Origin of the sequence: Agrobacterium sp. Ap1 (genome assembly GCF_017313375.1) — a bacterium.
Classification (GTDB): domain Bacteria; phylum Pseudomonadota; class Alphaproteobacteria; order Rhizobiales; family Rhizobiaceae; genus Neorhizobium; species Neorhizobium cellulosilyticum.
Window position 1 is genome coordinate 334,509 of record NZ_JAFLMY010000002.1, and the last position, 19,355, is coordinate 353,863.

General features: G+C 59.9%; 17 protein-coding genes and 1 pseudogene. 10 read left to right on the forward strand and 8 right to left on the reverse strand.

The window, feature by feature from the left end; all coding sequences use genetic code 11:
• Window positions 1–214 precede the first annotated feature (214 nt).
• The 5 genes from JZX87_RS04965 to JZX87_RS04985 all read left to right on the forward strand — a co-directional run bounded on the left by JZX87_RS04965 (window position 215) and on the right by JZX87_RS04985 (window position 4,022).
• Entirely contained in the window at window positions 215–994 is a 780-nt protein-coding gene (locus JZX87_RS04965; RefSeq protein ID WP_206824268.1) for an SURF1 family protein, read from the forward strand.
• A gap of 75 nt (window positions 995–1,069) precedes the next feature.
• Window positions 1,070–2,098 (forward strand): 4-hydroxy-3-methylbut-2-enyl diphosphate reductase, encoded by a 1,029-nt coding sequence (gene ispH / locus JZX87_RS04970; protein WP_206824272.1) that lies wholly within the window; start codon window positions 1,070–1,072, stop codon window positions 2,096–2,098.
• A 68-nt stretch (window positions 2,099–2,166) separates the two neighbouring features.
• Entirely contained in the window at window positions 2,167–3,144 is a 978-nt protein-coding gene (locus JZX87_RS04975) for a homoserine kinase (RefSeq protein WP_206824273.1), read from the forward strand.
• Complete coding sequence (gene rnhA / locus JZX87_RS04980) at window positions 3,141–3,608, forward strand: ribonuclease HI (RefSeq protein ID WP_183822950.1); 468 nt, start codon at window positions 3,141–3,143, stop codon at window positions 3,606–3,608. The genes JZX87_RS04975 and rnhA overlap by 4 nt, the downstream gene beginning before the upstream one ends.
• A gap of 105 nt (window positions 3,609–3,713) precedes the next feature.
• Window positions 3,714–4,022 carry a Dabb family protein gene (locus JZX87_RS04985; RefSeq protein ID WP_148144080.1) on the forward strand — a complete coding sequence of 103 codons (309 nt, stop codon included), beginning with the start codon at window positions 3,714–3,716 and terminating at the stop codon, window positions 4,020–4,022.
• Window positions 4,023–4,097: 75 nt separating this feature from the next.
• Here the strand turns inward: JZX87_RS04985 and JZX87_RS04990 are convergent, their stop codons facing one another.
• Window positions 4,098–4,583: a peroxiredoxin gene (locus tag JZX87_RS04990; protein ID WP_148144079.1), complete on the reverse strand. Its 486-nt coding sequence runs from the start codon at window positions 4,581–4,583 to the stop codon at window positions 4,098–4,100.
• Between the two features lie 131 nt (window positions 4,584–4,714).
• Complete coding sequence (locus JZX87_RS04995; RefSeq protein ID WP_206824274.1) at window positions 4,715–5,557, reverse strand: protein-disulfide reductase DsbD domain-containing protein; 843 nt, start codon at window positions 5,555–5,557, stop codon at window positions 4,715–4,717.
• 161 nt (window positions 5,558–5,718) lie between these two features.
• Here JZX87_RS04995 and JZX87_RS05000 point away from each other — a divergent pair, with 161 nt between their 5' ends.
• The 3 genes from JZX87_RS05000 to JZX87_RS05010 all read left to right on the forward strand — a co-directional run bounded on the left by JZX87_RS05000 (window position 5,719) and on the right by JZX87_RS05010 (window position 7,800).
• Entirely contained in the window at window positions 5,719–6,324 is a 606-nt protein-coding gene (locus JZX87_RS05000; protein WP_206824275.1) for a YqgE/AlgH family protein, read from the forward strand.
• A gap of 87 nt (window positions 6,325–6,411) precedes the next feature.
• Entirely contained in the window at window positions 6,412–6,603 is a 192-nt protein-coding gene (locus JZX87_RS05005) for a CsbD family protein (protein ID WP_148144076.1), read from the forward strand.
• 135 nt (window positions 6,604–6,738) lie between these two features.
• The gene (locus tag JZX87_RS05010) at window positions 6,739–7,800 is read left to right on the forward strand and encodes a zinc-binding metallopeptidase family protein (RefSeq protein ID WP_206824277.1); all 1,062 of its coding nucleotides are present in this window, start codon (window positions 6,739–6,741) and stop codon (window positions 7,798–7,800) included.
• Between the two features lie 151 nt (window positions 7,801–7,951).
• Here the strand turns inward: JZX87_RS05010 and JZX87_RS05015 are convergent.
• The 4 genes and pseudogenes from JZX87_RS05015 to thrC all read right to left on the reverse strand — a co-directional run.
• Window positions 7,952–10,762, reverse strand: a pseudogene (locus tag JZX87_RS05015) (EAL domain-containing protein); the annotation flags it as partial.
• Window positions 10,763–10,860: 98 nt separating this feature from the next.
• A complete protein-coding gene (locus tag JZX87_RS05020) occupies window positions 10,861–11,472 on the reverse strand; it encodes a GNAT family N-acetyltransferase (RefSeq protein ID WP_183822942.1) in 612 nt (203 codons plus the stop codon).
• A gap of 19 nt (window positions 11,473–11,491) precedes the next feature.
• Window positions 11,492–12,787, reverse strand: a complete 1,296-nt coding sequence (locus JZX87_RS05025; protein WP_148144073.1) for a M16 family metallopeptidase — start codon at window positions 12,785–12,787, stop codon at window positions 11,492–11,494.
• A gap of 22 nt (window positions 12,788–12,809) precedes the next feature.
• The gene (thrC, locus tag JZX87_RS05030; RefSeq protein ID WP_206824279.1) at window positions 12,810–14,204 is read right to left on the reverse strand and encodes a threonine synthase; all 1,395 of its coding nucleotides are present in this window, start codon (window positions 14,202–14,204) and stop codon (window positions 12,810–12,812) included.
• 125 nt (window positions 14,205–14,329) lie between these two features.
• On the opposite strand from thrC, the gene JZX87_RS05035 reads away from it, so the two are divergent.
• Window positions 14,330–14,893, forward strand: coding sequence for a PilZ domain-containing protein (locus JZX87_RS05035; protein WP_148144110.1), 564 nt, complete (start codon window positions 14,330–14,332; stop codon window positions 14,891–14,893).
• A 135-nt stretch (window positions 14,894–15,028) separates the two neighbouring features.
• A complete protein-coding gene (locus tag JZX87_RS05040; RefSeq protein WP_206824282.1) occupies window positions 15,029–17,818 on the forward strand; it encodes an autotransporter outer membrane beta-barrel domain-containing protein in 2,790 nt (929 codons plus the stop codon).
• Window positions 17,819–17,821: 3 nt separating this feature from the next.
• On the opposite strand, the gene JZX87_RS05045 is transcribed toward JZX87_RS05040, so the two are convergent.
• Together JZX87_RS05045 and JZX87_RS05050 are read right to left on the reverse strand one after the other, a co-directional pair.
• Window positions 17,822–18,511, reverse strand: a complete 690-nt coding sequence (locus JZX87_RS05045) for an HAD family hydrolase (protein WP_206824284.1) — start codon at window positions 18,509–18,511, stop codon at window positions 17,822–17,824.
• Window positions 18,512–18,621: 110 nt separating this feature from the next.
• Complete coding sequence (locus JZX87_RS05050) at window positions 18,622–19,314, reverse strand: ArsR/SmtB family transcription factor (protein WP_148144069.1); 693 nt, start codon at window positions 19,312–19,314, stop codon at window positions 18,622–18,624.
• Window positions 19,315–19,355 lie beyond the last annotated feature (41 nt).

A 19,355-nucleotide genomic window follows, 5' to 3' on the forward strand; every position in this document is an offset into this window, starting at 1 on the left:
GCGGTTGCCCCTCATCCGCCTGCCGGCACCAACCGGGGACGGGTCGCTTGCCCCGTCCCGTCCTCCGGACCCCCGTAATGACGGGGAGAAGGACGCAAGCCGCGGCCGCTATGCCTCAATCGTGGCACGTTCCCTCGCCCCGTTTACGGGGAGAGGGTTAGGGTGAGGGGCTAGTTCTCCGCGTGTGACTTTGTTTGAGATTGGTCGTAGCAAGATGAGAACCAACGTCGTCACGACCAGCTCACGCAAGAAAACCTCATTGAGAAATATCCTCACCACCGTCCTCGTTCTCCTCTCCCTCGCCATCCTGCTCATCCTTGGCACATGGCAGGTGGAGCGGCTCTACTGGAAGGAGGGCCTTCTCGCCGATATCACTGAGCGCCGCGCAGCCGAGCCGGTTTCGCTTGCGCAGATCGAGCAGAGAGCTGCAGCCGGCGACGATATCGAATACCGCCGCATCGCGCTTTCCGGCATATTCGACCACACAAAGGAGCGGCATTTCTTCGCCACGTTCGAAGGTCGCACCGGCTTTTATGTCTACACGCCGCTGACGCTGGCGGACGGCCGCAAGATCTTCGTCAATCGCGGCTTCGTGCCCTATGAGATGAAGGAGCCGGCGACACGAGCGGAAGGCGAGGTTTCCGGCGAACAGACGATCACCGGTTACGCTCGCGCAAAACTCTCCGGCAAGCCGTCCATGCTGGTCCCGGACAATGATCTCGCTAAAAACATCTTCTATTGGAAAGACCTCGATGCCATGGCGGCAAGTGCCGGGCTCTCCGACGTCATTGCCTTTTTCGTCGATGCCGATGCATCCGTCATCAATCCCGGCGGCTGGCCGAAGGGCGGTGTGACGCAATTCGACCTTCCCAACAGCCATCTCCAATATGCCGCGACATGGTACGGTCTCGCCGCAGCACTGCTGGCCGTGGTTTTCGGCATGTGGTGGCGCAGCCGCAAGTCCGCATCATCACCGGCCGGAGAAGGTCGATAACGACATTTTCTGTTGGCGCGCCTCAATTGCCTCGCCTATATGAGGCCTTAGGCATTTTCCAACAGCGGATGCGGAATGAACATTCAGCTCACCAAACCGGCTCTTTCGATCAGGCTTTGCGGTCCGCGCGGTTTCTGCGCCGGCGTCGACCGGGCGATCCAGATCGTCGTTTTGGCGCTGAAACAATACGGTGCGCCGGTCTACGTCCGCCACGAGATCGTCCATAACCGTTATGTCGTCGAGGGACTGGAAGCCAAGGGCGCCGTCTTTGTCGAGGAACTGAACGAGATCCCGGAAGAACATCGCCAGCAGCCGGTCGTTTTCTCCGCCCACGGCGTACCGAAATCGGTGCCCGAAGATGCGCAGTCGCGAAACCTCTTCTATCTCGATGCGACCTGCCCGCTGGTGTCCAAGGTTCACAAGCAGGCCATGCGCCATCAGCGCCTCGGCCGCCATGTCGTGCTGATCGGCCATGCCGGACACCCAGAAGTCATCGGTACGATGGGGCAATTGCCGGAAGGCACGGTCTCGCTCGTCGATACGATCGCCGATGCCGAAGCCTATATGCCGGAAGATCCCGACAATCTCGGCTATGTCACCCAGACGACCCTGTCTGTCGACGACACGGCGGGCGTCATCGCCAAGCTGCAGGAACGGTTTCCGAACCTGACAGCCCCGGCCGCCGACAGTATCTGCTATGCCACCACCAACCGCCAGGAAGCGGTGAAGGAAGCCGCCCCCGGCTGCGATCTCTTCATCGTCGTCGGCGCTCCGAATTCATCCAACTCCAAGCGCCTCGTCGAGGTAGCGCTGAGGGCAGGGGCAAAGCGCTCGCTGCTTGTTCAGCGCGCCTCCGAACTGAACTGGGACGAAATCGGTAATATCCGCACGCTCGGCCTCTCCGCAGGCGCATCGGCACCCGAAGTCATCGTGGACGAGATCATCGCCGCCTTCAAGGAACGGTTTGCCGCCGAGATCGAGCTGGCGATCACCGCCGAGGAAACCGAAAACTTCCTCGTCAACCGCGAGCTTCGCTCCGTGCCGCTGACGGTCGAGGATATGGCCTGGGTAAATGGCGATCGCCCGCTTGCGGCGACCACGTAAACAGCGCGATAGGTAAGGCACCATTTCCGGGCAGATGATTCTGCCCCTTGACCGACTGTGAGACCGCCTTGGCCGTTTATACCGACATCACCGAAACCGACCTCAAGCACTTTCTGGCGCAATATGACGTCGGCGAGCTGACCTCCTACAAGGGCATTGCCGAAGGCGTGGAAAACTCCAACTTCCTGCTGCATACGACGAAGGATCCGCTGATCCTGACGCTTTATGAAAAGCGGGTGGAAAAGTCGGACCTGCCGTTTTTCCTAGGGCTTATGCAGCATCTGTCGGAGCGCGGCCTGTCCTGCCCGCTGCCGCTTCCGCGCCGTGATGGCGAACTTCTGGGCGAGCTTTCCGGTCGTCCGGCAGCGCTCATCTCCTTCCTCGAAGGCATGTGGCTGAGAAAGCCGGAGGCAAAGCACTGCCGTGAAGTCGGCAAGGCGTTGGCCGGCATGCATCTTGCCGGTGAGGGGTTCGACATCAAGCGGCCGAATGCGCTGTCGCTCGAAGGCTGGAAGGTCCTTTGGGAAAAGTCGGCCGAGCGTGCCGACGAGGTCGAGACGGGCCTTGAAGCGGAAATCACCGCCGAACTCGTCTATCTCGAAGCCCATTGGCCGAAAAACCTGCCCGCAGGCGTCATCCATGCCGATCTCTTCCAGGACAATGTCTTTTTCCTCGGCGACGAGCTTTCCGGCCTGATCGACTTCTATTTCGCCTGCAACGACCTGCTCGCCTATGACGTCTCGATCTGCCTCAATGCCTGGTGCTTCGAGAAGGATGGCTCCTACAATGTCACCAAGGGTTCGGCGCTGCTCGAAGGTTATTGTTCGGTGCGCCCGCTCTCGGATGAAGAACGCGAAGCGATGCCGGTTCTCGCCCGCGGTTCGGCCCTGCGCTTCTTCCTCACCCGCCTTTACGACTGGCTGACGACGCCGGAAGGCGCGCTGGTGGTGAAGAAGGACCCGCTCGAATATCTGCGCAAGCTGCGCTTCCACCGGCAGATTTCATCGGTCGCCGAATATGCTCCGGCAATCGAGGTGGCGTCATGAAGCAGGTCGAGATTTTCACCGATGGCGCCTGCTCCGGAAATCCCGGCCCCGGCGGCTGGGGTGCCATCCTGCGTTACGGTGAAACCACCAAGGAGCTGAACGGCGGCGAGGCGGAAACCACCAATAACCGCATGGAGCTTCTGGCTGCCATCTCCGCGCTCACCGCATTGAAAAGCGCTTGCGAAGTCGATCTCTATACCGACAGCAAATATGTCATGGACGGTATCTCCAAGTGGATCTTCGGCTGGAAGAAGAACGGCTGGAAGACCGCCGACAAGAAGCCGGTGAAGAATGGCGAACTCTGGCAGCAGCTCGATGCCGCCAACCAGCGCCATAAGGTCAAGTGGCACTGGGTCAAGGGCCATGCCGGCCATCCGGAAAACGAACGGGCTGACGAACTTGCCCGCCTCGGCATGGAGCCGTTCAAGAAACCCAATCTCGGCCGGTCGCTTCTGGTAAAATAACCCGCCTTCGACGGCGCTCAGCCGCATCAGACCCGACTTGCCATTGCGGCGTCACCGCCTATGGTGATCGTGGCCAAATCGGGGCACGACAACGGGAGACCACGCATGATCCTTCACTGTGTTTTTCTGCGCTTCAAGTCGTCGGTACAGGACGCCGAAAAACAGGAAATCTACGCGGCGATCGCAGGCCTTCAGAACACGCTTTCGGGCATCGTTGATGTTAAATTCGGTCCGAACATATCGTCCGAAGGTTTGAGCGGTGGCTTTCTCGATGGCTTTATCGTGACATTCGAAAGTCCGGAGGCGCGTGATACCTATCTCGCGGCTCCGGATCATCTTGCCGTCGCCGAACGTATCGTCGCCTCCGCCGATGGTGGCCTGTCCGGCCTTATCGTCTACGATCTCGCAGCGTAGCCACACCAATTTAGTTCACAATGCAAAGGGCGCCATCTGGCGCCCTTCGTCATTCTACAAATCCCGTCAGTTAGATCAAAGCTGTTCCAACATCGCCGCGGCACCCGAGACGGTGGCCTGGCCGGGGCTTTCCTCGATGTTGAGCGACTTCACCACGCCGTCCTCGACCAGCATGGAATAACGCTTCGAGCGCACGCCGAGCCCACCGCCGGAGAGGTCGATGTCGAGGCCCATGGCCTTGGTGAAGGAGGCGTCGAAATCGGCGAGAAAGTGGATCTTGCCGAGCGCGTTGGATTGTTGCGCCCAGGCACCCATCACATGCCAATCGTTGACGGCAACGACAGCGATATCATCGACGCCGCGTGCAAGAATGGCATCGCGGTTTTCAATGTAACCGGGCAGATGGTTGAGCGTGCAGGTCGGCGTGAAGGCGCCGGGTACGGCAAACAACACGACCTTCTTGCCGGCGAAAAGACCGCTGGTCGTCACTTCCACCGGGCCATCTGCCGTCTTTTCCTTGAATGTTGCTTCCGGAAGCTTTTCGCCCACTGCGATCGTCATGTCGTCTCTCCTGCCAATGATCGCCCATGCGATCGTTCGCGGCACTATAAAGTTGGCGAATGACAAGACAAGAGAGGGCAGGGAGAACTGTCGACCAGTTTGCGATCACGGCATGCGGCGCCCGGAAAGGCTCACTCGAAGGCGAGCGAAGTCTCCATGGCGCGCTTGCCGGCAAGCACGAGAATGCCCCAGTGCTTACCCTTCATGTCATAGCCTTTCGGCAGCTTGCCGACCGGCATCTCGACGGAATAGCTGTCTTCGATGCGTTCGCCCTTGGTCTCGTTGAACAGCACATGTCCTTCCGGCCCGGTGACGATCACCTGCGGCTTCTTCGGTGCGTCCTTGGGTAATTGCAGCCGCAGCCGCAGCGTGTCGCCATCGGAGGAAACGGAATAATGCGTGACGGCAAAATCGTCGGACGGATGTTCCGGCAGCTTGCCTTCCGCATCGTTGATGATCATCGCCTCGGCAAAGGACGTGCCGCCATCTGCCTTGAGTCCCAGGTTGAATTCGGCTTGAAATGGAATGCAGATATTGCGGCAGATGCCGATAAAGGCGGAGGCCGTGATTGCCGATGGCTGGTTCGGGTTCGTCACCGAAAGCTCGAAGGGAAAGCTGACGGCTGTATCATAGCCGATATCGCGCACGTCACCATTGTCGAAACGGCGCGGCACCGGATAGGAAATCTTGCTGACGCTGACGCCGGATGTCTCGGGAAACGAGATATGCGGCGGTATGCCCGCATCGCCCGGCTCGCGCCAATAGGTGATCCAGCCTGCCTTGGGCTCGATCTGCAGCGCGCCGCGCACGGTGCCGCGCGCATCGGGCGCCAGCGCCACGATCCGCATTCGCCCGCCTTCATTGCTTACCCAGTCGGTCGTTTCTGCCTGTACTGAGACCGGCATGAAGGCAGAGGCAAGCAGAAGTGGGATGGCGATGAAAAGGCGGCGGGTGGTGAAAGCGGTCGAGATCATGAGAACGGATTTATCCCAGCAATCCCATGCTCGCCAGCCACGTCTGATGAAAACCAATCATTTTCGGTTGAATGATCCCGTAGACTGCCCCATGTTGCCTTGGAAGGGTCGCCTGATGCGGCCGCCGCCATACGGCGCTTTAAAGGCACACGGGAGGCTCGATGGGAATTACGGCGCTCAAAGACAAGCGTGAACGCGGATTTCTCGACGGCCAGTTCCTGATCGCCATGCCCGGTGTTCAGGACGGTAGTTTCGCTCGCAGTGTTGTTTATATCTGCGCTCATTCATCAACCGGTGCTATGGGCTTCATCATCAACAGGCAGCAGGAACTCTCATTCCCCAACGTACTTGAACATCTGAAGATCGTCGAGGAACCTCACACCGCCTTTCTTTCGAAACAGGCGCGTTATTTCCCGGTTCTTTACGGCGGTCCGGTGGAAACGGGCAGGGGCTTTGTTCTGCATTCCGACGATTTTTCCTGCGAGTCCTCGATCCCTGTCAGTGACGAGATTTCACTCACCGCAACGCTTGATATTCTAAGGGCGATCGCGGAAGGCCGGGGGCCGACGCGGGCAACTCTGCTTCTCGGCTACGCCGGATGGGGGCCGGGACAGCTTGAGGCCGAAATCAGCAATAACGGCTGGCTCAATTGCGCATCGCAGGATGACATCATTTTCGATCCTTGCGTTGATGCCAAATACGAACGCGCGCTTGCCCTTATGGGCGTCAGCCCGGAAATGCTCTCGACCGAAGCAGGACATGCCTGATCTGTTTCGGTGGAACGATATCCACCCTTCAGAGTTCTATTATCGCAAGGCGTTGAACAACGTCGAGAGAGATAAGGAGAACAAGGAATGGGTAGCACCAGCGATAAGATGGCAGGCAAGGGCAACGAAGTTGCCGGTAAGATCAAGCAGGCCGCAGGTGACATGACCGATAATCCGAAGCTCAAGGCGAAGGGCAACGCCCAGGAAGCCAAGGGCCATGCTCAGCAGGCCAAGGGCAAGATCAAGGAAGCGGGCAAGGATTTCGTTGACCGCATGTGATGTCTGGGACCTGACCAAATCCCGGTAATGTCGGACGGCATAGTCCGAAAAATGATCTCCAGTCATTTGATAAACCTGTTTCGGCACTGCCGGAGCAGGTTTTCTCTATTCCCCTCCATCGATGCGGACCAGCCCATGCGCCTCTACGATTGCGATCACTGCGGACAGCCTATTCATTTCGACAACCGGGACTGCATGAATTGCGGCTCCCGCCTGGCCTTCGTGCCGGAGGCGCTTGCCATGCATGCGCTGCAGCCTGTCGAAGGCGAGGAGGTCTGGTCGCTATTCGCCAGCCCGCAGCGGAAGGTCCGGCTTTGCGCCAATGCCGGCATGGATATCTGCAACTGGACGGTTCTCGCGGACGATTCCAATCCCTTTTGCCCGGCCTGCCGCCATAACCGTCTGGTACCGGATGCCTCCACCGAAGAGGGATTGCGGCAATGGCGGCGCATCAGCCAGGCTCAGCGTCACCTCTTTTATTCCATGCTGAAATGGAACCTGCCGCGCATCAACCGCGATGAGGATTCTGCAGGCGGTCTCGTTTTCGATTTTCTCGTTGACGAGATCCAAGCCGACGGAACGGTAAAGGCCGCATTGACCGGCCACGAAAACGGCCTTATCGCAATCCGCGCAGCCGAGGCGGACGATGCGACGCGTGAGCAGATCCGCGTGTCGATGAACGAACCTTACCGCACTATGCTTGGCCATTTCCGGCACGAGACCGGCCATTACATCTGGGACAAGATGGTCCGCGACGGCGGCAGGCTGGATGAATTTCGCGCGGTATTCGGCGACGAGACCGTCGATTACGGCGAGGCGCTCAAACGCAATTACGAGGAAGGCCCGCCGCCGAACTGGCAGGAATTCTTCATCTCTACCTATGCAAGCTCGCATCCATGGGAGGATTTCGCCGAGAGCTTCGCCCACTACGTCCATATAGTCGACACGCTGGAAACGGCACGAGCCTACGGCATGTCGATAGACCCGCGCAGGCACGAAGAACTATCGGCGGAAGTGGATTTCAATCCCTATCGCGCCGACAGCGCCGAACAGCTCGTGTCCGCCTGGATCCCCTTCAGCCTGGCGATCAACGGTATCCACCGCTCGATGGGGGTGCCTGACCTTTATCCGTTCATCCTGACGCCGGCCGTGACGGCAAAGCTGCAATTCGTGCATGATCTGGTGTTGAGACGGTAGGGCGGAAACGACCCCTCCCAACCCTCCCCACAAGGGAGAGGGTTTAACCCGACCGCCTCGTCGGACCACAATTGCGGTAGGGAGCGTGCCACGGATTTTCTCCCCGCGTGTTGGCGAGATGGCCGGCAGGCCGGAGGGGGACCTGGGGAAGTTACGCCCGTTTCGTCAGCGGAAACCGTTCCTTCAGTAACCGCAGCATGGCTTCGCTGGTGGCGGGCGGGCCGAACAGGTAGCTCTGGCCATAGTGGCAGCCCATCTTGGCAAGCTCCATCGCATGCTCATCCGTCTGGATGCCCTCGGCGACGACCGTCATTTCCAGTCCGCGGGCCATGGCGATAACGGAGCGCAGCAGGATTGAGCCCTTTTCGCTCATGTCGCTGACAAGCGTCTTGTCGAGCTTGATCATGTCGAACGGGAACTGCGTCAGGTAGGCGAGTGAGGAATAACCGGTGCCGAAATCGTCGAGTGCAAGGCTGAGGCCGGTCTCTTTCAGCTTGGCGAGGATCAGGCGAGCCTGTTCCGGGTTTTCCATCATCAGGGATTCGGTCAGCTCCAGCTTCAACTGGTGCGGATTGACCTGAGTCTTCGAAATCAGTGCCCTGACATCGTTATAAAGGTCCGCATTCAAAAGCTGTGCGCTAGACAGGTTGACGGAAACGAAGATCGGCACTTCACCGGTCTGCTCCTGCCATGAAACAAGGTCCAATGCAGCACGCTCCATTGCAAACACGCCGAGAGGGCCGATAAGGTCCGACATTTCGGCGATCGGAATGAATTCGGCAGGCGGGATGCTGCCACGCTTGGGGTGTTCCCATCGCATCAGCGCCTCGAAGCCAGCGATCTCGCCGTCCTTCAGCGATATGATCGGCTGATAGGCGAGCGACAGTTCCTTGCGCTCCAATGCGCGGCGAAGATCCGTTTCGATCTGCAGCCGGTCGGTGCCGGACGTGCGGAAGATCGGCCGGAACGGCTCCACCTTGTTACCGCCGCCGCGTTTTGCCCGGTACATTGCAAGTTCCGCGTCCGCCAAAAGCCCTGCAGCGCTTTCCTGCTGGTCGACGAAGGACGCAAGCCCGATCGAGGCGGTCAGTACGATCTCGCGATTGGCATAGTTGATCGGCACCATGATGGCTTGCGATACGGCCTCGGCAAAATCGGCGATCTTTGCCGGGTCACGCTCGGAAACCAGGATCAGGCCGAACTGGTCGCCAGCAAGCCGCGCCAGGGTATCCTGCGGTTTCATCAGGCGGCGCAGGCGCCGGGTGATCGCGATCAGCATGTTGTCGCCTGCCGCAATCCCGAGGCTGTCGTTGACCTGCTTGTAGCGATCGAGATCGATTGCCATCACGGTCGGGCGCACGGTGTCGCCGCTGGCGGCAAGCGTCAGAACGCCCTGCAGGCGATCGAGGAAGATCTGCCGGTTCGGTAAGCCTGTCAGGTTGTCGTGCAACGCATCCTGCAACAGCCGTTCGACCGAGTTTTTCTGTTCGGTCACATCGACGATCGTGCCGACACAGCGGATGATCTCGCCGTTCGAGCCAAGCACGGGCCGCGCACGGATCTGCAGCCAGTGAAAATGTCCATCCTCGGCGCGAATGCGGAATTCGTGGTGCAGGCGGCCGCGGCGATGTTCGAGCAGCACGTCGAGCGTGGCGCGGAACCGGTCGCGGTCGTCGGGGTGGAGGCGGGGAACCCAATTGCGCACGGGGCCATGCATGGCGCCGGCCTCAAGCCCGAGACGGCCTGAAATATCCGGCGTCGTGACGACACGATCACGTGCGACATCCCAGTCCCACACGGTATCGCCGGAGCCGGTCAGCGCCAGTGATTGACGCTCCAGGTCGGAAAACAGTCCTTGCTGGTAAGCACCGCCGGCAAAGGCGTGCTGCATCACAGTGAAGCCGATCAGTAGCACGATCAGAACCAGACCGCCGCCCAGCGCCGGCTGGATAATGTCGTTGTCGAGCTGTCCCGTCACTGTCAGCCAGCTGCCGAACAGCCAGACGAGGATCAGCGTCCAGGTCGGCACCAGCAGGATCGCCCGGTCGTAGCGGTTGAAGCCGAGATAGATGATCAGCAGGATGCCGACCGTACCCGTCAGCGCGAAGGAAAGCCGGGCGATACCGGCCGCAACGGAAGGGTCATAGATCGCCACGCCGCCGAGCAGCACCAGTCCGACGACCCAGGCAAGCGTCGCGTAACCCAGATGCACATGCCAGCGGTTGAGGTTCAGATAGGTGAACAGGAAGATGACGAGCGACGAGGCGAGCGCCACTTCCGCACCCGCACGCCATATGCGCTGGTCGCTGGATGTGATGGTGATCAGCTTGTCGAGGAAGCCGAAGTCGACGCAGATATAGGCGAGCACGGCCCAGGCAAGCGCTGCTGCCGCCGGCAGCATCGATGTACCCTTGACGACGAACAGGATCGTCAGAAACACCGCCAGAAGACCCGCAATGCCAAGCACGATGCCGCGATAGAGCGTGAACGAATTGACCGTATCCTTGTAGGCGTCCGGCTGCCAGAGGTAGATTTGCGGCAGCGAAGGGCTGGCCAGTTCGGCAACGAACGTGATCGTCGATCCCGGATTGAGCGTGATGCGGAACACGTCTGCATCGGGGCTCGGCAGACGATCGAGCGAGAAACCTTCCGATGGAGTAATCGCGGTAATACGCTGCGAACCGAGATCCGGCCAGAACACCTTCGATCCGACAAGGCGGAAATGCGGTGCGACGATGACGCGCTCCAGCTGTTCTTCCGAGACGTTGGAAAGTGCAAAAACCGCCCAGTCGCCCTGATGCCCAGGATTGCTGGATCTGACTTCGATGCGTCGCCGAATCCCGTCACCGCCCGCCGCCGTGGAAACCTGGAAAGCCTCACCCTGATTGGTATAGATGTCGGTCGTGGCCGTCAGGTCGAGCGCCGTGTCGTCACGCGAGATTTTCACCGGCTCGGCGGCACGCGCACCGTTAAGCCCGAAGGCCAGAATGGCGACGATCATCATCAGCAGAAACTTCAGGCCAAAGGCCCGATACGCAGAACTAAAACGCATACCGTCAATCATGGTCCGACCATTTTCCCGAATTCGCCGTCTTCCGGCAACCGGGAAAACATCATGTGGTCGCGCCATTCGCCGTTTATTTTGAGATACTTCCGCAAAAGACCTTCCCGCTCGAAGCCGGCTTTTTCTAGAAGCCGCATGCTTTTCCAATTGTCCGGAATACAAGCTGCCTCGATCCGGTGCAACTGAAGTCCGCCATAGATATACGGGATTGCCACTCTCAATGCGGCCAACATATGGCCTTGGCCCGCATGTTTTTCACCCATCCAATATCCGATCATGCAGCTTTGTGCTGCACCCCGGCGAATATAGCCGATGGTAAGTCCCCCGAGCAGGGTCATGTCGTCCTTGCGGAAAAGCAGCATCGGCATGGCGAGACCGGACGCACATTCCTGGTTTGCGCGCAGGATTCGGGCGCGAAACGAGCTTTCCGTCAGTTCGTCGGCCCGCCAGGTCGGTTCCCACGGCTGAAGGAAGCTGCGGCTCTCGGAACGCAGCCGATACCATTGCTTGTAATCGGAATTATGCGGCAGCCTCAAAAGATGCTGAGGTCCGGATAACTCGGGCGTGTCCGGCTGACGGGACAGAAACCGAAACACCGATCTACCCATTGTGCTTCGGAGCCTCTGTTCAGCTGGCGGCTTTTGCCTTGATGACAGGTGAGGATAGAGCCGAGGCGATATCGGACATCGGCGCGAGCTTCTCGATCGGGCCAACGGCCGAAAGGGTCGGTACGGTGTCGAAGAACAGGCGGCCTGCCAGATCGGTCAGCCGCTCGGTGGTAATGCCTGCGAGACGCTCCATCATCTCTTCGTTGGGGATAGAGCGACCATAAAGCATCATCTGCCGGGCGATCTGGCCGGCGCGGGCGGCCGGGCTTTCCTGACCCATGAGCAGCTGCGCGCGAATTTGTGCGCGAGCCCGGTCGATTTCCACCTGATGGATCGTGTCGGCAGACTTGTGCAACTCGTCGATGATGACCGGGATCAGCTTTGGCAGATCGTCGGCACCGGTTGCCGCGTGAATGCCGAAAATGCCGGTATCGGAAAAGCCCCAGTGGAAGGCATAAACCGAGTAACAGAGGCCGCGATGCTCACGCACTTCCTGAAACAGGCGCGAAGACATGCCGCCGCCAAGGATATTGGCGAGGATCTGCGAACAGTAGAAATCGCGCATGTGATAGGCCTTGCCCTCGAAACCGAGCAGGACCTGTGTATCCATGAGGTCGCGTTCCTCACGAATATCGCCGCCGATATAGCGTGCAGCATCAAAGACGGGCGGTGCGCTGGGCGAAGTTGGCAGACCGGCAAAACGCTCTTCCACCTGTTTGCAGAAGGTCTGGTGGTCGACCGCACCGGCGGCCACCACGAACATCCGGTCGGTCGTATAATTGCGCGAAAGGTAGCCGCGAATCTGACTCGGCGTGAAGCTTTTCACCCGTTCCGGTGTGCCGAGGATGGCGCGACCGATCGTCTGGCCGCGATAGGCGACTTCGGAGAATTTGTCGAAGACCACATCGTCGGGCGTGTCGTTGGCCGCACCGATTTCCTGCAGGATCACGTGCTTTTCGCGGCGCAGTTCTTCCTCGTCGAATTCCGACTCCGTCAGGATATCGGCAAGGATATCGACCGCCAGCGGCACATGATCCTTGAGCACGCGCGCATAATAGGATGTGGTTTCTGTAGAGGTCGCCGCATTCAGCTCTCCCCCGACATCCTCGATCTCCTCGGCGATGTCGCGGGCGCTGCGCCGTGCTGTTCCCTTGAAGGCCATGTGCTCGAGCAGGTGGGCGATGCCATGCTCTTCTTCGGTCTCGTTGCGAGAACCCGACTTGATCCACACGCCGAGTGCCACGCTTTCCAGATGTGGCATGCTTTCGGTGACGACAGTCAGCCCGGAGGGGAGCCGGGTAATCTCTACATTCATACTATGTCTTTCCGGCGCGCCGTTACTTGGTCCGTGCGTTGCTGCCGATAAAGGTCTCGACGGCTTTCAGCTCCGGTTCAAGTATATCGAAGCGCTCCTCCCTTTGCATAAGATCAGACAACCATGATGGGAGCGCCGGATCAATTCCGCAAGCGGATTTTACCGCAGCCGGGAATTTGGCCGGATGCGCCGTCGACAGCGTTACCATCGGGCTGGATGGCTTGGCATTCTTCGCCGCGACGAATACCCCGGTCGCCGTATGCGGGTCGAGAAGGTAACCGGTGGCCGAAAGCGTCTCGCGGATCGTGGCGGCAACTTGGCGTTCGGTAGCACGTCCAGCGCGGAACTCGCGCTTGATCGCTTTCAGCGCTTTTTCCTTGATCTCGAAAGAGCCGGATTGCTTCAACCCGTCCATCGAGCGGCGCACTGCTGCGTCGTCGCGATCATAGGCTTCGAACAGCAGGCGTTCGAAATTGGATGAGATCTGGATGTCCATCGAAGGCGAGGTCGTCGCCTTGACGCCCTTCATCTCGTAACGGCCGGTCTTCAGCGTGCGGGCCAGGATGTCGTTGTCATTGGTGGCGATGACGAGGCGATCGATCGGCAGGCCCATCTTCTTGGCCACATATCCCGCAAAGATATCGCCGAAATTGCCGGTCGGCACGGTGAACGAGATTTTCCGGTCCGGTCCGCCGAGAGAAACAGCGGCTGTAAAGTAATAGACCACCTGGGACATGATGCGCGCCCAGTTGATCGAATTGACGCCCGAAAGCCTGACCTTGTCGCGGAAGGCAGCGTCGTTGAACATCTCTTTGACGAGGTTCTGGCAGTCGTCGAAATTGCCCTTCACAGCGATCGCGTGCACGTTGGACGCGGAAGAAGAGGTCATCTGCCGCTGCTGCACCGGCGAGACCTTCTCATGCGGGAAGAGAATGAAGATGTCGGTGCGCTCGCGGCCGGCAAAGGCGTCGATCGCTGCACCGCCGGTATCGCCCGATGTGGCGCCGACGATTGTCGCGCGTTCGTTGCGTTCGGCAAGAACGTGATCCATCAGGCGCGCAAGCAGCTGCATCGCCACATCCTTGAAGGCGAGTGTCGTGCCGTGGAAGAGTTCGAGAATGAAATCGTTCGGCCCGACCTGCACCAGCGGCACCACGGCCGGGTGGCGGAAAGTGGCATAGGCCTCGTCGATCATGGCCTTCAGCTTGTCATCGGCAATCTCGCCATCGACGAAAAGCGACAGGATCTCGAAGGCAACTTCCTGGTAGGATTTGCCGCGCAGGGCACGGATCTGTTTTTTCGAAAGGGTAGGCCATTTGCGCGGGACATACAGACCGCCGTCTTTTGCAAGCCCGGCCATGAGCGCATCCCGAAAGCCGAGAGCGGGTGCTGTACCACGGGTAGAAATGTATTCCACGACCTTGAATCCCTAATCGATTTTTGTTCTGACCGCTGATATAGACTATCGAAATCGGCGGTGAAAGACCGGAAAATGCCGGGTCGGTACCGTATCGGAAACGAGGCTGCAAAGGGTTGAGTAACGTGGTTGGCAAGTTCTCTCGCGGTTTTCTGACGTTGTCTTTGGTGGCTGGCTTAGGTGGCTGCAATTCTGCTTCGCAGGGACTGGATCTGAGTTCCAACGCTGCTCCTGCCAATGCCCAGCCGGTTCAGGCTGTCGTGCAGGCCTACTGCCCACAGGTGGTTATGCGTGACCAGGATGCCGTCTATCGCTCCTATGCGCGCGGCGGGCAGGATAACCCTGACAAACTTCTCTACCAGGCCTCGTTCAACGACGCGACGCGCCAGTGCACGGCAAACGAAACCACGATGACCATTAATCTCATCGCCCAGGGCCGTGTCGTGCAGGGACCTGCCGGCACGCCGGGTTCCGTCACTCTGCCGGTTCTGGTCGAGGTGGTCGATGGTGACAACGTGCTCTATTCGCAGAAGGTGGCCTTCCCGGTCGAGATCCCGGTGGGCGGCACACAGTTCATCTTCTCCAAGGCCGACGTGCAGATCCCGAACAATGCAGGCGGCGCAACGCGTTTCACCCGCGTTCGTCTCGGTTTCGACACCGGCCCGGCCAAGAAGCCGCGCCGGTCCTGATTTCGACCTTGTGAAAGAACCGCCAGCCGCTGCGGGAAACGGTCGCCATTAAGGCTCCGTTAACCATAATTCCTTAACTCATATTAGCAGATCATTAAGGGTGCTTCGCCCTGAACTGCCCTGCGTGAGGTGGGAATGTCTGCTCCGGCGATCTCGGCGGGCGCGAAACGGCGTCTCAAGCTATACACGGCTATCGTCTCGGTGGCCTGGCTGTTGCCGGCTGCCGCCTCGGCGCAATCCACCTGGACGGGCACCTCCGATAATGACTTCTCCAACGGCGCCAACTGGACACCGGCAGCACCCGGTGCGACCGGCAGTGCCGCAATTGGTTCCGGCGCACCGACCGTCTCGACGGATACGACCGTCAGCACGGTCGATGTTTCCGGCGGCACGCTGCATGTTGACGCCGATCTTTCGGCGGCCGGCGGTACCAGCCTTGCCGATCCGGGGCGCATCGAAATCTCCACTGGCGGAAGGCTATCCTCGGATGTCGGGATGAGTGGCGGCAATCTCGCCAATTCAGGCACGCTGGACGGCAACCTGCATATGACCGGCGGCGAGACGGTCAACGACGGCACGATCACCGGCACCGCGACCATCGACGACGGCAAGCTCACCAACAATTTTGTCGTAACCGATGTCGATGTGTCGGCCGCTGCCGAATTCGTCAACAACTCTGGCGCTGAGGCAGGAAATGTCACCAATGCCGGCACGTCGTCGAATGCCGGAACGATAACGTCGCTGACCAACACGGGCGGCTCCTTCACCAACAACAGCGGCGGCAGGATTACCGGCGATACGAACGTCATCGGCGGGACGGTGACCAATAATTTCGTCGTCACCTATGTGGATGTCGCGGCTGCGGCGATTTTCGTCAACAACTCGGGCGCGACTGCAGGTGCCGTCACCAACGCCGGCACATCGTCGAATGCCGGCACGATTGCCTTACTGACCAATGCTGGTGGAACTTTCACCAACAATGCCGGCGGCACGATCACTGGAACGACGGTGATTTCCGGCGGTACTTTGACCAACAATTTCGTCGTTACCGATGTGGACGTGGCCGCCGCTGCAATCTTCGTCAACAATACCGGTGCCTCGGCAGGCGATGTGACGAATGCCGGCAATTCCTCGAACGCCGGCACGATCGCCTCGCTGACCAACACCGGCGGCACTTTCACCAACAACGATGGCGGCACGATCACCGGTAACACCGTGGTATCCGGCGGCACGCTCGTCAACAATTTCGTCGTCACCGATGTCGATGTTGCGGCAGCAGCCAGCTTCGTCAATAACTCGGGCGCGACGGCGGGTGATGTCACCAATGCCGGCAGCGCCTCGAATGCGGGAACGATTGCCTCGCTCACCAATACCGGCGGCACGTTCACCAATAGTGATACCGGCACGATCACCGGCGACGCGACCATAGTCGATGGCACGCTGGTCAACGACGGTACCATCGGCGGCACGATCGGTATCGGCTCGGACGGCGTGCTGGCCGGCTCCGGCGCGATCGGCGGGCTGACCGTTGGCTCCGGCGGCACCTTCGCCCCGGGTCCAGGTATCGCGACCGTTGCAGTGAACGGCGATGTCACCTTCGAAAAGGGCTCTACCTATCAGGTTGAAACCGATGCATCCGGCCTGTCCGACCGCCTCGATGCCGCCGGAAGCGTGACGATAAACGGCGGCACGGTTGATGTCCTGGCCGGGTCGGGCACCTATTCTCTGGCCACCACCTACACGATCCTGACCGGCGACAGCGTCACCGGCACCTTCGATGAGGTCAATTCCGATCTGGCCTTCCTGTCGCCGATCCTCAGCTACGACCCGACCACGGTGACATTGGGCCTTTACCGCAACGACGTCGATTTCGCCGATGTGACGGAGACGCGCAATACGCGCGCGACGGCCGAGGCGGTCCAATCTCTCGGTGCCACCAATTCCGTCTTCCTCGGCGTGCTTCCGCTGAACGCTACCGGTGCCCGCGATGCCTTTTCGCAACTGAGCGGCGAGCTGCATGCCTCGCTGAAAAGCCAGTTGCTGCAGCAGGCAGGCCTTGCCCGCGAGGCGGTGATCGACCGGATCAACGGCAATGTACCGGTTAAGGAAACCGAAGGCGGCGCAAGTTTCTGGATGACCGGTATCGCCGCGACCGACCGCTTCGACAGCGACGGCAATGCTGCAGATATGAATGGCCATATCGCGGGCCTGTTTGCCGGCATCGACGCCGATGTCTCGGAGCATTGGCGTATCGGCGGCCTGTTCGGTTACACGAATGCGTCTGCGGGCACCGATGCCGACTGGGACAGTTACAGCGCCGGTCTTTATGCTGCGGCCGATTGGGGAAGGCTCAACTTCACGACGGGCGCGATCTATTCAAGAAACGATATCTCTACCGAACGGAATATCGCTTTCGGCGCATTCGAGGACCAGCTTGAAGCCGATTACCAGAGCGCGACGCGGCAGGTTTTTGCCGATCTCGGCTGGCGCGAGAAAGTCGGTGCCGCCACGCTCGAGCCTTTTGCCAATCTCGCCCATATCAATCTCGAAACCGATGGTTTTCGCGAACAAGGCGGTGCGGCAGCGCTTTCGGCAAATGGCAACACGGATGACGTGACGCTGACCACCCTTGGCCTCAGATGGTCCGCCGATATCGGCAATGCGGATCTGCCGGCGACCTTTTCCGGCATGCTGGGTTGGCGTCACGTGATCGGCGATCTGACGCCATCCTCGCGGTTTGCCTTCTCGTCCGGCAGCCCCTTCGTCATTGAAGGCGTCTCATTGCCGCGCGATACGGCCGTGCTGGAGGCTTCACTCACCGCGCAGATCTCCAAGACGGCACGGGTTAAGCTCAGCTATTCGGGCGAGTTCGCCCACTCCTTTGCCGCCCATGCGGCAAAGGCAAGTCTCGTCGTAGACTTCTAGAAATCAGATCGCGTCGGCCCATTCGCCGAGTGCGGCAACCACAGCCGGCAGGTCCTGCATGCGCGAGATCACCGTTTCGGCACCCGCATCCGTCAGGCGGTCAGCGTGGCTCGGATAGGTATGCGATGCGCCGGTAAAGCCGACGACCCGCATGCCCGCAGCTCTGGCAGCGTGGACGCCATGGGTCGAATCCTCGACCACCAGGCAGCGCGACGGATCGACACCGAACTGCTGCGCGCCATGCAAAAAGATGTCCGGCTTCGGCTTGACCCGATCCGGTCCCAGATCCTTGGCCGAATAGATATGCGGCGCGAAATAGGGTTTGAGGCCGACCTTGGTCAGCATCATGTCCAGCCGTGCGCTGGAGGAATTGGAGCAGATGCAGCGCTGTGTCGTCAGCCGGGCAAGTGCGAACTTCACGCCCTCGATGATCTTCACATCGCGTTCCAGCCGGGCATCGAGCAGCTTTTCCGACTTGTCGAGCAGCGAGGCGGAAAGCGGAATATCGGCTTCCTTCTCGATGCTAAGCAGGATGTTCTTCCAGGTCATGCCGGCAAAACGCTCACCCATTTCCTCGACGCTGATCGGGTAACTGGCTTCCGTCAGCAGCTGGGATTCCACCCTTGCAGCAATGATTTCGGAATCGACGAGCACGCCGTCGCAATCGAAGAGGATGAGGTCGAAACCGCTCATGATGGAGATATACCCTTTTAAGACGTCAGCCGCCTTCTAGCGGATGGGTGCCGGAAGCTCAACCAGTACGGTCGCATGGCTGGGTCAATCGGGGCGGGAGGCTGCTCACTTCAATATGGGGTATCGAGCGGGAACTGTAGCAAAAACCTCCGCTCGCCTTCGGGCGAAAAGAGTACCGCACGGCTCTCCTCGCTGCGTCGCGCCCAGCCCTGGGCGAGCATATGGGCAAGCAGCGCCTTGCCGAGCGTGCCTGCCAGATGCGACCGGCGCTCGCTCCAGTCGAGGCAGGATTTGCACAAGGGGCGGCGGCTGGAGGCGAGGGCTGATAAATCGATGCCGAAGGCTGAGAGCTGCGCGCGGCCCTTTTCCGTCACCGAAAGGTTCTCCCCATCCGATGCGATCTCGCCATGGCAGACGAAACTGTCGAGCATCCGCACGCCGAAATCGCCGGCAAGGTGATCGTAGCAGACGCGCGCCTTTCTGAGCGCCGGGTCCTTTGGTCCCGGCCTGTAACGCAGATGTCCGCGGCTTGAGGCAAACCCCATCATCGTTTCGATCAACCGGGCTGCCGCTTCGTCGGCCAGCGCGAAATAGCGATGCCGCCCCTGCTTGCGCTGGGATAAAAGCCCGCCGGCCTCAAGTTTGGAAAGATGTGTGCTCGCCGTCTGCAACGTGATCCCGCCAATGGCTGCAAGCTCGGTCGCGGTCAGCGCCCGCCCACCGGTGAGTGCTGCCAGCATGTTGGCGCGGGCGGGGTCGCCGATCAGAGCGGCGATCTGGGCAATGTCTGGACCTTCGTTCATGCGAAAGCTTCTAGCATGTTTTTGCAATCGATACTTCGATC

Excerpts from the sequence above, each read along its gene's own strand:
- JZX87_RS04965 (WP_206824268.1), top strand. The coding sequence starts at position 215 with ATGAGAACCAACGTCGTCACGACCAGCTCACGCAAGAAAACCTCATTG.
- ispH (WP_206824272.1), top strand. The coding sequence starts at position 1,070 with ATGAACATTCAGCTCACCAAACCGGCTCTTTCGATCAGGCTTTGCGGT.
- rnhA (WP_183822950.1), top strand. The coding sequence starts at position 3,141 with ATGAAGCAGGTCGAGATTTTCACCGATGGCGCCTGCTCCGGAAATCCC.
- JZX87_RS04985 (WP_148144080.1), top strand. The coding sequence starts at position 3,714 with ATGATCCTTCACTGTGTTTTTCTGCGCTTCAAGTCGTCGGTACAGGAC.
- JZX87_RS04990 (WP_148144079.1), bottom strand. The coding sequence starts at position 4,583 with ATGACGATCGCAGTGGGCGAAAAGCTTCCGGAAGCAACATTCAAGGAA.
- JZX87_RS04995 (WP_206824274.1), bottom strand. The coding sequence starts at position 5,557 with ATGATCTCGACCGCTTTCACCACCCGCCGCCTTTTCATCGCCATCCCA.
- JZX87_RS05000 (WP_206824275.1), top strand. The coding sequence starts at position 5,719 with ATGGGAATTACGGCGCTCAAAGACAAGCGTGAACGCGGATTTCTCGAC.
- JZX87_RS05005 (WP_148144076.1), top strand. The coding sequence starts at position 6,412 with ATGGGTAGCACCAGCGATAAGATGGCAGGCAAGGGCAACGAAGTTGCC.
- JZX87_RS05010 (WP_206824277.1), top strand. The coding sequence starts at position 6,739 with ATGCGCCTCTACGATTGCGATCACTGCGGACAGCCTATTCATTTCGAC.
- JZX87_RS05020 (WP_183822942.1), bottom strand. The coding sequence starts at position 11,472 with ATGGGTAGATCGGTGTTTCGGTTTCTGTCCCGTCAGCCGGACACGCCC.
- JZX87_RS05025 (WP_148144073.1), bottom strand. The coding sequence starts at position 12,787 with ATGAATGTAGAGATTACCCGGCTCCCCTCCGGGCTGACTGTCGTCACC.
- JZX87_RS05040 (WP_206824282.1), top strand. The coding sequence starts at position 15,029 with ATGTCTGCTCCGGCGATCTCGGCGGGCGCGAAACGGCGTCTCAAGCTA.
- JZX87_RS05045 (WP_206824284.1), bottom strand. The coding sequence starts at position 18,511 with ATGAGCGGTTTCGACCTCATCCTCTTCGATTGCGACGGCGTGCTCGTC.
- JZX87_RS05050 (WP_148144069.1), bottom strand. The coding sequence starts at position 19,314 with ATGAACGAAGGTCCAGACATTGCCCAGATCGCCGCTCTGATCGGCGAC.